This window comes from Algorimicrobium algoritergicola (assembly GCF_008086165.1).
GTDB classification, from domain to species: domain Bacteria; phylum Bacteroidota; class Bacteroidia; order Flavobacteriales; family Flavobacteriaceae; genus Algorimicrobium; species Algorimicrobium algoritergicola.
Window position 1 is genome coordinate 307,433 of sequence record NZ_VSKL01000003.1, and the last position, 12,303, is coordinate 319,735.

General features: G+C 34.5%; 10 protein-coding genes. 7 read left to right on the forward strand and 3 right to left on the reverse strand.

All coding sequences use genetic code 11. From position 1 onward, the window contains the following. Nucleotide 1: 1 nt before the first annotated feature. Complete coding sequence (gene trkA, locus ES675_RS10585) at nucleotides 2-1,351, reverse strand: Trk system potassium transporter TrkA (protein WP_066256542.1); 1,350 nt, start codon at nucleotides 1,349-1,351, stop codon at nucleotides 2-4. 241 nt (nucleotides 1,352-1,592) lie between these two features. Here trkA and ubiE point away from each other — a divergent pair, with 241 nt between their 5' ends. Both ubiE and porT read left to right on the forward strand, forming a co-directional pair. Continuing rightward, complete coding sequence (gene ubiE / locus ES675_RS10590; protein ID WP_066256546.1) at nucleotides 1,593-2,318, forward strand: bifunctional demethylmenaquinone methyltransferase/2-methoxy-6-polyprenyl-1,4-benzoquinol methylase UbiE; 726 nt, start codon at nucleotides 1,593-1,595, stop codon at nucleotides 2,316-2,318. 4 nt (nucleotides 2,319-2,322) lie between these two features. After that, on the forward strand, nucleotides 2,323-3,036 hold the full coding sequence (gene porT, locus ES675_RS10595) for a type IX secretion/gliding motility protein PorT/SprT (protein WP_066256548.1): 714 nt from the start codon (nucleotides 2,323-2,325) through the stop codon (nucleotides 3,034-3,036). 63 nt (nucleotides 3,037-3,099) lie between these two features. Here the strand turns inward: porT and ES675_RS10600 are convergent, their stop codons facing one another. Beyond that, the gene (locus ES675_RS10600) at nucleotides 3,100-3,819 is read right to left on the reverse strand and encodes a TrmH family RNA methyltransferase (RefSeq protein ID WP_066256551.1); all 720 of its coding nucleotides are present in this window, start codon (nucleotides 3,817-3,819) and stop codon (nucleotides 3,100-3,102) included. A 182-nt stretch (nucleotides 3,820-4,001) separates the two neighbouring features. Between ES675_RS10600 and tamL the strand changes: the two genes are divergently transcribed. The 5 genes from tamL to ES675_RS10625 all read left to right on the forward strand — a co-directional run bounded on the left by tamL (nucleotide 4,002) and on the right by ES675_RS10625 (nucleotide 11,502). Further along, nucleotides 4,002-6,527, forward strand: coding sequence for a translocation and assembly module lipoprotein TamL (gene tamL / locus ES675_RS10605; protein ID WP_066256555.1), 2,526 nt, complete (start codon nucleotides 4,002-4,004; stop codon nucleotides 6,525-6,527). A 42-nt stretch (nucleotides 6,528-6,569) separates the two neighbouring features. Next, entirely contained in the window at nucleotides 6,570-7,637 is a 1,068-nt protein-coding gene (fbaA, locus tag ES675_RS10610; RefSeq protein ID WP_066256558.1) for a class II fructose-bisphosphate aldolase, read from the forward strand. A 125-nt stretch (nucleotides 7,638-7,762) separates the two neighbouring features. Continuing rightward, nucleotides 7,763-8,620, forward strand: a complete 858-nt coding sequence (gene accD, locus ES675_RS10615; RefSeq protein ID WP_066256561.1) for an acetyl-CoA carboxylase, carboxyltransferase subunit beta — start codon at nucleotides 7,763-7,765, stop codon at nucleotides 8,618-8,620. A 147-nt stretch (nucleotides 8,621-8,767) separates the two neighbouring features. Continuing rightward, nucleotides 8,768-9,037: a 30S ribosomal protein S15 gene (rpsO, locus tag ES675_RS10620; protein ID WP_066256564.1), complete on the forward strand. Its 270-nt coding sequence runs from the start codon at nucleotides 8,768-8,770 to the stop codon at nucleotides 9,035-9,037. A 206-nt stretch (nucleotides 9,038-9,243) separates the two neighbouring features. Further along, complete coding sequence (locus ES675_RS10625; protein ID WP_066256567.1) at nucleotides 9,244-11,502, forward strand: polyribonucleotide nucleotidyltransferase; 2,259 nt, start codon at nucleotides 9,244-9,246, stop codon at nucleotides 11,500-11,502. 337 nt (nucleotides 11,503-11,839) lie between these two features. On the opposite strand, the gene ES675_RS10630 is transcribed toward ES675_RS10625, so the two are convergent. Then, entirely contained in the window at nucleotides 11,840-12,103 is a 264-nt protein-coding gene (locus tag ES675_RS10630) for a hypothetical protein (protein WP_066256571.1), read from the reverse strand. Nucleotides 12,104-12,303 lie beyond the last annotated feature (200 nt).

Sequence of the window (12,303 nt, forward strand, 5' to 3'; positions counted from 1 at the left end):
CTTACAAGAACAGTTTTTCAACCTCTTTAATAGAACGTGGCAAACCGCAAATTACGACTAAATCACCCTCTTGAATCTTGAAATCTCCCAAAGCAATATTTCCAATCCCATCTCTTATAACGCCTGCAATAATAGCAGATCTTGGAAAGCCAGCATCTTTAATTAATTTATTGCAAATTTTTGAACGTGCTTTCACTTTAAATTCTAAAAGCTCGGCATCCATATTATTTAATTTGGTCATGGCTAATACTTCACCACGCCTTACGTATCTAAAAATTGTATTGGCAGCTAATAATTTTTTATTTATTAAGGTATCAATTCCTATGGATTGCGATAACTCAAAATAATCCATGTTTTCAACCAAAGAAATCGTTTTTCTAACACCTTTTGATTTGGCTACCAAACTGGACATGATATTAATTTCACTATTCCCTGTTACGGCAATAAAGGCATCCATATCCGCAATGTTTTCTTCATTCAATAAATCAACATTCCGACCATCACCATTTATGACCAGTACATTTGGCAACTCATCGGCAATATCAAAAGCACGGTTTTTGTCTTTTTCAATCAACTTCACATTAAAACCGCTAGAAGCTAAATCGCGAGCTGTTTTATAACCAATTTTACTCCCTCCAAGAATCATGACATTCTTAATTTCTGTATTGATTTTGCCCGTAATTTTACATAATTCTTCAGCACCACCTTCTGATGTTATAAACACCACATGATCGCCTTCCTTTAGCTGGGTGTCTCCTCTAGGAATAATGGTATATTGTGTACCAAAACGTTGAATAGCGATTGGCACAAAATGTATATCTGGAAATATTTCGGCAGCTTCTTGGACTGTTTTTCCAGCAAAAGGCATGGTTCTAGACAAGTCTAATCCAACCATAGTAAGCGCACCATCTTCAAAAGCATAGGTGTCACTAAAAGCGGATTGAGATAGTAATAATCGGATTTCTGAAGCCGCTAAAGCTTCTGGTGAAATAAGTTCATCAATACCAAATTTGGTAAAACCTACTTCATCTTTATGTTGAATAAATTCGGTGTTTGATATTCTAGCAATTGTTCGTTTGGCACCTAGTTGTTTCGCCAAAACACAAACCGTAATGTTGGTTGTTTCAGAAGATGTTACTGCAATCACCAAATCACTTTCGGCAACACGCGCATCTTTTAAAATAGAAATTGAGGTTGAATCGCCTTTCATAACCTTTATATCCAAATGATTATCTGCATTAAGCAAACATTCTTTATTGGTATCTATCAGTGTAATTTCTTGCGATTCAAAAGACAATAGTTTTGCTAAATGAAATCCGACTTCACCAGCACCCGCAATAATAATTTTCATCTGCTTACTTTTATTGTTTTTTCAATGGTCAGATGGAACCTTAAATAATTAAATCTATTATAAGCTTGCATCCTACTGCAAAAATTTAATCAATTTCGGTTTCATGTAGTTTTTTCCTAAAAAGTAGTACAAAGATAAAGGAAAAAATAGGACTTCTATAAATTTCAATAGGTTATAATAAATTACCATGTAGTTGCTTAATGGTTATGTAATAGTTTATATTTGCGAAAAAAATCACAAGTTGTCAAAAGTAAATCCATATAAAGACAGTAACCTAGGAAAGAAAGAGCAGGTTACAAAAATGTTTGATACTATTTCTGGAAATTACGATGGTTTAAATCGTGTAATTTCCTTTGGTATTGATGTGTCTTGGCGTAAAAAAGTACTCGCTATAATTAAGGCTAGTAATCCTGAAACTATTTTAGACATTGCTACTGGAACTGGCGATTTAGCTATTATGCTTGCGCAAACCAATGCCAAAAAAATTGTTGGCTTTGATATTAGTAGCGGTATGTTAGAAATAGGTAAACAGAAAGTAGCCCATAAAAACCTAGATGATAAGATTGATATGGTTTTAGGCGATTCTGAAAACATGCCATTTGAAGATAATTCCTTTGATGCTATTACGGTTGCTTTTGGTATTCGAAATTTTGAAACCCTAGAAAAAGGCTTATCTGAAATTCATCGTGTGCTAAAACCTGGAGGTACATTCGTTATTCTTGAAACGTCCATGCCAACCAAAACACCTTATAAACAAGGTTATAAATTTTACACTAAAAATATTTTACCAGTTATTGGAAAATTGTTTTCAAAAGACAAAACGGCTTATGCATATTTATGCGAATCGGCTTCTGTTTTTCCTTTTGGTGAGGAATTAAACAATATTTTGCGTAAAATTGGGTTTACTAATGTGAATGACTTGCCACAAACATTTGGTGTGGCTACTATTTATACATTATCAAAATAGTTTTATGAGAAAACACCTTGTCCTTTTTGGGTTTATTTTACTATCGCAAGTAGCTTCGGCACAATTATTTTCAAAAGAAAAAATCAGAAATCTTGAAACTGAAGATAAAAGGCTTTTAAGTTATGGTTTCTATTTAGGCTACAACAGTTATGATTTCAATTTTGATTATAACACAGATCAAGCTGATATTTTAGTTCAGAAAACAGGTGGCTTTAGTGTTGGTTTAGTCGGGAATTTACGTGTCATGGAATATATGGATTTACGTTTTGAGCCCGGCTTATATATTACAACACGGAATTTAGAATACTCTGAAACCTATTTTCAAGGTATGGAATTTACGGATACAGATTTGAAGCGCGAAGTAAAATCTACCTATATCCATTTTCCTTTATTAATGAAATTTTCTACCAAACGTATTAATAACTTTAAGCCGTTTGTGGTTGCTGGATTATCAACAGCATTAAATTTATCAAGCAACGAAAATAACCCAGACGATAATAGCAGCGGACAATTTAGAACTAAAAAGAATATGTTCTTTTATGAAATTGGTTTCGGCGTGGACTTTTATTTATACTTCTTTAAATTTACACCTTCCATTCGAGGCGTTTTTGCGCTTAATGACGAAATCATCCAAGATAAGGATCCTAACAGTCCATGGACAAGCAATGTAAATACCATGAAAACACGTGGTGTGTTTTTAAACTTTACGTTCCAGTAGTTGTTTGTTGTTAACAAAAAATGAATAATTCCTGTTTCAACTCAACAACCAACACCTTAACAATTAACCCCTTTTAAACTCACTCAACAAAATAGCTGTTGCAGTAGCCACATTTAAGCTTTCAGTAGCTTGAATTGAACCAAAACGCGGAATACAGACACGTTTTGTTATCTGTTTTTCAATAGCTTCAGAAATGCCATTAGCTTCATTTCCCATAACTAAAACGCCTTCTGGAATTAATGCTTCTTTATAGACATTGTCACCATCCATAAAAGCACCATAAATCGGGGATTTTGTCGCGCTCAAATAGGTATTCAAATCCGTATAATTCACGTGAACACGTGTAATAGAACCCATGGTTGCTTGAATAACCTTTGGATTATAACAATCTACGGTTTGTTCACTACAAACTAAATTTTGTATTCCAAACCAATCACATAACCTGATAATTGTTCCTAAATTTCCTGGATCGCGAATATCATCAAGCGCTAAAATAAAACCATTATTAGGCAGCTTTTCAGCTTTGGGAATTTTAAAAACAGCTAAAGCTTGATTAGGTGTTTTTAAGGAACTGATTTTCTTTAAATCTTTCTCTGTAATAAGCGTTTCCAATTCAGAATCTAAATTAAAAGTCGAAACGGCATACACGTGTTGTAACTCCAGATTAGAATTTAAAAGCTCTTGAATGGTTTTTACACCTTCGGCAACAAATAATCCGTGCTGCTGTCGGTACTTTTTTTGTTTTAAACTCGTTACTAGTTTTATTTGGTTTTTTGATAACATGAAACCGATTTTAATTGGTGCTAACAAAATTAGAAATAATAAAACACAAACCTTTCAAAATGTGTCATTATATATATGCTTTATTTCCGTGGAAATAATGTATTTTTGAAGCAATTATTATATTTTTTGTCAGTCCAAATTACATACAAAAATCATCACTAAATTTTTATAAATCAGTATCCTTGAGAATACATTCTTCAAAAATAGCATTTTATATTACGTTCGCTCTGTTTTTTGTGTCTTGTAATACCATAAAACATGTTAAAGAAGATCAGCAATTACTGACTAAAAATACCGTTTCTGTCAACGATAAAGTTAATAACACAGAAACCGTGAACAACTTACTTTATCAGAAACCAAACCGAAAACTATTAACGATTCCCATTCGGCTGCATATTTATAATTTAGCACGGCCAAATATCGATTCTATTTTAAAAGCAAATATTGCTAAAAAACCCAATCGCGAGGAAAACTTGGAACGCTTTCTTTCCAAAAAGCAACTAGATCAATATATAGAATCCAGAAAAGGTATTAATACCTGGTTAAAAACCACAGGTGAAGCACCAGTTATTTTAAATGATGAAAAAACCAAACGTTCTATAAATCGGCTGGAAGCTTACTATTTTCATAATGGTTGGTTTACTGCCAAAGCAACATCAGAAACCACGAAAATAGATTCTAGTCGTTCAAAAGTGGATTATTATGTGACCACAGGCAATCCGTATATCGTTGATTCTTTAAGCGTGAAAATAGCATCACCAGCTATAGACACCTTATATAATAAATCTAAAAATCAATCGCATATTCAATTAAACAAACAGTATAAAACTATTACGTTTGAACAAGAAAAAGACCGATTAACGGATTACTTTAGAAATAATGGTGTATATCATTTTAGTGAAGATTATGTGTACTTTGAAATGGATACTATTGACACAGAAAAAAAGGTGAAAGTTGAATTACAAATTCAAGATCGATTAATAAAAAATGATGATTCATCCAGGCGTGAACCATTCACGATTTACAAAATAAAAGACGTCAACATTTATACAGATTATTCCTATCAAGATCGGAATAAGATGCAAAAAGACTCCATGCAATTTAAGGGTTACAACTTGTTTAGTAATGACAAATTACGCTTCAAGCCAAAAGCCTTAACGGATGTTGTTTTCATTACACCAGACTCTACTTTCAGAGATCGTGACAGGACTTTATCTTATAGGCATATTTCAGAATTGCGAACCTTTAAATATCCGAACATTGAATATGTTGAAAATGCCGATACCACATTAACTGCCAATGTTTATTTAACACCTTTAAAGAAATTTGGTTTAGAATTTAGTGCCGAAGTTTCGCAAAGCAACATTCAAACTATTGGACTCTCTTTTAATCCGTCTGTCCTTATGCGAAATGTTTTTGGTGGTGCCGAAACCTTGCAACTAACAGCTTTCGGATCCATAGGAGCTTCTAAAGATGGCGCCAATGATGATGATAAATTTTTTGATATTAATGAATGGGGAGCCGATTTAAAATTAACAGTTCCGCGTTTATTACTACCATTTAATACGGAGAAACTCATTCCAAAAAGTATGTCACCCAGCACCCGAATGAGTATTTCCACTTCCAGTCAAACCAATATTGGATTGGACAAACAAACGCTTTCTGGAACACTTAATTACCGCTGGAAACCGAATTTTAAAGTCACAAACCGATTCGATTTATTTAGTGTTCAATATGTAAAAAACTTAAATCCAGACAACTATTTCAACGTTTATAGCACATCGTACAATACGTTGAATGATATTGCTCAAGACATCAATTATATTGGGCTTAATGATGAATTAGGCATACCTGATCAAGCCAATGAATTTATTCAGGAATCTATAAGCAATAATCCACCAAATGGTTTAACACCAGACAATATTCAAAATATCAATTACATAAATGAACGTCAAGAACGTTTAACCGAAAACAACTTAATTATTGCCTCTAGTTATAATTTTGTACGCGATAATAGAACGAGTTTATTCGATGAGAATTTCTCCATTTTTAGAGGGAAAATAGAATCTGCAGGAAACTTGCTTTCTCTAGCATCTAGCGCCTTTGGAACACCAAAAAACACCAATGATAATTATGAGATTTTTGATGTTGCGTATTCACAATATATTAAAACTGAATTCGATTATATAAAACATTGGGATTTAGGCAAAAAACAAGTTTTAGCACTTCGAAGCTTTTTTGGTATTGCCATTCCTTATGGTAATTCCAATAGTATTCCCTTTTCAAAAAGTTTCTTTGCTGGAGGAACTAATGATAATCGTGCTTGGACTGCTTATAGTTTAGGGCCCGGAAGCTCAGACAGTAATGATGAATTTAATGAAGCCAACCTGAAGTTAGCCTTCAATTTAGAATACCGGTTTAATGTGTTGGGCGATTTTTATGCCGCCTTTTTTGCCGATGCCGGAAATATATGGAACGTACTCGATAATATTGAAGATCCACAAGCAACCTTTACCAGTTTCCAATCTTTAGAAGATATTGCATTAGGAACAGGTTTTGGATTGCGTTACGATTTTGGCTTTATTATTTTCCGTTTTGACACCGGTTTTAAAACCTACGATCCATCCTATGAAATGGGCAACCGCTGGCTTAATGATTATAATTTCACCAATGCTGTTTATAACATTGGTATCAATTACCCGTTTTAAGCTATTAATTTTATTATTTTTGTTTCTTTAAAACCACAAACTATGTCACATTCTATTAAACCAGGCGTTGCTACTGGACACGAAGTTCAAGCCATTTTTAAACTAGCTAAAGAAAAGGGCTTTGCCTTACCAGCTGTAAATGTAGTTGGTTCCAGCTCTATAAATGGTGTTTTGGAAACGGCTAGAGATTTAAATGCGCCCGTAATTATTCAATTTTCAAATGGTGGTGGTGTATTTAATGCTGGAAAAGGCTTGAGTAATGAAAATCAAAAAGCCGCTATTGCCGGTTGCATTGCAGGTGCAAAACATGTGCATTTAATGGCAGAAGCTTATGGCATTCCAGTTATTCTTCATACAGATCATTGTGCTAAAAAACTATTACCTTGGATAGATGGTTTACTAGATGCTAGTGAAGTGCATTTTAAAGAAACTGGCAAACCACTTTACAGCTCGCACATGATTGATTTAAGTGAAGAGCCAATTGAAGAAAACATAGAAATTTGCAAACGCTATTTAGAGCGCATGAGCAAAATGGGCATGACCCTTGAAATAGAATTAGGCATTACAGGTGGCGAAGAAGATGGTGTAGATAATACCGATGTAGACGATTCTAAATTATACACACAACCGGATGAAGTTGCTTATGCTTACGAAGAATTAAGTAAAGTAAGTGATCAATTTACAATTGCGGCAGCCTTCGGGAACGTCCATGGTGTTTACAAACCTGGGAATGTAAAATTAACGCCAAAAATTCTTAAAAATTCACAAGCACATATTTCAGAAAAATTTAATGTAGAACATAATCATATTGATTTTGTTTTTCATGGAGGATCTGGAAGTACGGTTGAAGAAATTCGTGAAGCCATAGGTTATGGTGTTATTAAAATGAATATTGATACCGATATGCAATATGCCTTTACATCTGGCGTACGTGATTACATTTTAGAAAAGCAAGCCTATTTACAAGCACAAATAGGAAATCCTGATGGCGATGATGTACCAAATAAAAAATATTACGATCCTCGCGTTTGGTTACGCAAAGGTGAAGAAACATTTGTTGCACGTTTAAAGAAGGCTTTTGAAGACCTGAACAACGTGAACACTTTATAAAATAAAAGCGCAAAAAACACGCATTTCAAATTAATCGTGTAATTTTGCTTGTCTAACTAACGCGAATCCTAACGGCTTTTAATAGTGAAAATCGTTACTCGCATAACTTAAAATCGTTAAGCACTATGTCTTGGTTTAAACGAAAAGAAAAAGGAATTCAAACCTCTACGGAGCAAAAGAAAGACACACCCAAAGGGTTGTGGTATAAATCGCCTACAGGAAAAATTGTTGATGCTAAAGAATTAGAGCAAAACTTTTATGTGAGTCCTGAAGACGGTTATCATGTAAGAATTGGGAGTAACGAATACTTCAAAATCTTATTTGACGATAACAAATTCAAGGAACTAGATGCCAAATTAGAATCTAAAGATCCCTTGAAATTTGAGGATACTAAAAAGTATCCAGACCGTTTAAAAGCAGCTCAAGAAAAAACCAAACTTCAGGATGCTGTTCGTACAGCCGTTGGAAAATCTAAAGGAAACGATCTAGTCATTGCCTGTATGGATTTCACATTTATAGGTGGTTCTATGGGATCCGTTGTAGGTGAAAAAATAGCGCGAGCTGGACAATACGCCTTAAAGAAAAAAATACCGTTCATGATTATCTCCAAATCTGGAGGTGCACGTATGATGGAAGCCGCTTTATCCTTAATGCAATTAGCAAAAACATCTGTTGTTTTGGCGCAATTAGCCGATGCTGGCATTCCGTATATATCCTTATGTACAGATCCAACAACTGGAGGAACAACCGCATCATTTGCTATGTTAGGCGATATTAATATTGCTGAACCTGGCGCATTAATCGGATTTGCTGGACCACGTGTAGTTCGTGATACAACAGGACAAGATTTACCTGAAGATTTCCAAACATCGGAATTTTTATTAGAACACGGTTTCTTGGATTTTATTACACACCGAAAAAACTTAAAGGATAAAGTCAACTTATATATTGATTTAATTACCAATCAGCCATTGAGAGCGTAATATCTGTTACTTATTAGTAGCTAATACGCTAAAAAACAGAGCGGGACTTTTTCAAACAAAAAACGGCTGAATAATTAAAATTTACTATATTTGCAGCTTGAAAGAAAATCTTTCATATACATAACAATCATTTACAATAATATTAGAATGTATTTATCAAAAGAAGAAAAGCAAGAGCTTTTCGCAAAACACGGTAGCGGAAAAAACGATACTGGAAGCGCAGAAGGACAAATAGCAATATTTACACAACGCATCGAGCATTTAACACAACACTTAAAAACGAATCGTAAAGATTTCAATACGGAACGTTCATTAGTGATGTTAGTTGGTAAGCGTCGTTCGCTACTTGATTACTTAATTAAGAAAGATGTCTTAAGATATCGTGCAATTATTAAGGAATTAGGATTAAGAAAATAATCACATTTAAGAGGCTTCGCGCCTCTTTTTTGTTTTAAACATAACGCATTCGTAAGCGTATAAAATTCGTAAATAAGAAGCTAGATCCCGAAATAAGTTCGGGACTATAGGTTTTTCATTGGTCACATACACACAACAACTACAACAACACAACCCTGTCCGTCCAGTTTTGGCGGAGACCATTGTTTAATTAGAATTAAAAATTTATGATTCCAAAAGTATTTAGAGAGGTCATTGACCTTGGTGATGGTAGAGAAATTTCCATCGAAACAGGAAAATTAGCAAAACAAGCTCACGGTAGCGTTGTTGTGCAGTCAGGAAAATGTATGTTATTATGTACAGTTGTTTCCAACTACGAACAAAAAGACCTTAATTTTCTACCATTAACAGTAGATTATAGAGAGAAATTTGCAGCTGCAGGTCGTTACCCAGGAGGTTTCTTCAAAAGAGAAGCAAGACCTAGTGATGGCGAAGTACTAACCATGCGTTTAGTGGATCGTGTTTTACGTCCATTATTCCCAAAAGATTATCATTCTGAAACACAGGTGATGATTCAGTTAATGTCTCATGACGAAAATGTTATGCCAGACGCTATGGCTGGATTAGCTGCTTCTGCTGCTATTCAATTATCAGATTTACCATTTGAATGTGCTATCTCTGAAGCAAGAGTTGGCCGTATTAATGGTGAATTCATTATCAACCCTTCATTTGCGCAATTAGCAGAGTCTGATATCGATATGATGATTGGTGCTTCTGCTGATTCTGTTATGATGGTAGAAGGTGAAATGGATGAAATTTCTGAAGAAGAAATGGCAGATGCTATTAAGTTTGCGCATGAAGCTATTAAAATTCAATGTGCTGCTCAAGTAAAATTAGCAGAAGCATTCGGAAAGAAAGCTGTTCGTGAATATGAAGGTGAAAGAACGGATGAAGATTTAGAGAAAAAAGTTCATGACATGGCTTACGATAAAGTGTATGCTATTGCAAAAGCTGGATCTGCTAAACATGAAAGAAGTGATGCATTTCAACAAATAAAAGAAGATATTAAAGCTACTTTTTCTGAAGAAGAATTAGCAGATTACGGCGGATTAGTATCTGATTATTACCGTAAAGCTGAAAAAGCAGCTATTCGTGATTTAACTTTAAATGAAGGATTACGATTAGATGGTAGAAAAACGGACGAAATTAGACCAATTTGGTGTGAAGTAGATTACTTACCATCAACACATGGTTCGGCTCTTTTTACACGTGGTGAAACGCAAGCTTTAGCTACAGTAACTTTAGGAACATCTAGAGATGCTAACCAAATAGATATGCCATCGCAAGAAGGCGAAGAGCGTTTCTATTTACATTATAACTTCCCACCATTTTGTACAGGTGAAGCACGACCAATTCGTGGAACATCTCGTAGAGAGGTTGGACATGGTAACTTGGCACAACGTGCTTTAAAAGGTATGGTTCCAGCTGAAAGTCCGTATACAGTGCGTGTAGTTTCAGAAGTATTAGAATCTAACGGTTCCTCTTCTATGGCTACAGTTTGTGCAGGAACAATGGCATTAATGGATGCTGGTGTTCAAATGACAAAGCCTGTTTCTGGTATTGCAATGGGATTAATTTCTGATGCTGCTTCTGGAAAATACGCTGTATTATCTGATATTCTAGGTGATGAAGATCATTTAGGAGATATGGATTTTAAAGTAACAGGAACTGCTGATGGTATTACAGCTTGCCAAATGGATATTAAAGTAAAAGGTCTTTCTTATGAGATTTTAGTGAATGCACTAAAACAAGCTCGTGATGGCCGTTTACATATCTTGGAGAAACTAGTTGAAACAATTGCTAAACCAAATGCAGACGTTAAAGAACATGCACCAACAATGGTAACAAGACGTGTTCCTAACGAATTCATTGGCGCCTTGATTGGACCTGGTGGAAAAGTAATTCAGGAAATGCAAAAAGAAACAGATACCACTATCGTTATTAACGAAGATCCTGTAACGGAAGAAGGTATTGTTGAAATTTTAGGTGTTGGTAAAAAAGGTATTGAAGCTGTTATGGCAAAAATTGATGCTATTTTATTCAAACCTACAGTTGGAAGCGTATATGAAGTAAAAGTAATCAAAATGTTAGATTTTGGTGCTGTTGTGGAATATTTAGATGCACCAGGAAACGAAGTGTTATTACACGTAAGTGAATTAGCATGGGAACGCACAGAAAACGTATCAGATGTTGTAAACATGGGAGACGTTTTTGATGTGAAATATTTCGGGTTAGACTCCAGAACACGTAAAGAAAAAGTATCGCGTAAAGCTATTCTACCAAAACCAGAAGGTTTTGTAGAAAGACCACCAAGAGATGATAAACGTTCTGGTGGACGTGATAACAGAGGTTCTCGTGACAACAATAGAGGTCGTGATAATCGTCGTGATGACAGAAAACCAAGAGAAGATAAGAAGGACGAATAATTCTTTTTAAAATCTATATATTAAAAAGCCTATTCATTAAATTGAATAGGCTTTTTTTATTATCTTTAGTTATAATCTGTTAACATCCAAGTATGAACGCCATTACTCTAGAGCCATTTACACATAATTCAAAGCGTTGTATTGCCATTAAATTTACATACTGATTTGAGACTAAAGAATCCATAAAAAGATTTAGTGGCGTTTATTGGACAAAAACGCATAGAACATTTTACATCTATTATGATGAAGTTAGACTTGAGGATTTTAAGAAGTGACCCGTCCTGAAATAAGGCTACATAATTCAGGTTGGTTTACTATTTCAATTTTTTTTAGAATTTTAAAACAGATAAATTGAAAAACTACTTTTTTTATAGTCTTCTTTGGTTTTGTATCTATTAGCTATTCCATAGACATTTTTCATCGGTTCGAGCATGCCTGTTTCTGGATTTCGAAAGGAATAATAAACGTGCCAGCGTTTACTTAAATCGCCGTTGGCTGAATAAATTTTTGGGGCTGAAAATTTTTTATTTTTTGACAAACTGTGTTCTAAAACGTGTTCATTTCCGTGTTCTTTCGCAAGATAAAAATTTAAATTAAACATAAAAAAAATGGTTTTTCGTGAACAAAACCATTGATTTTAAACAGATAACATTTAGTAGCGGGAACTGGACTCCAACCAGTGACCTTCGGGTTATGAGCCCGTTTTAAGCTACATCAGCAACACAAACACTGGGCTTGCGAGCTGTTTTATTTTGAAATCGTATGCAAAAACGTATGCACTTTTGACTTTCTGATTATTAT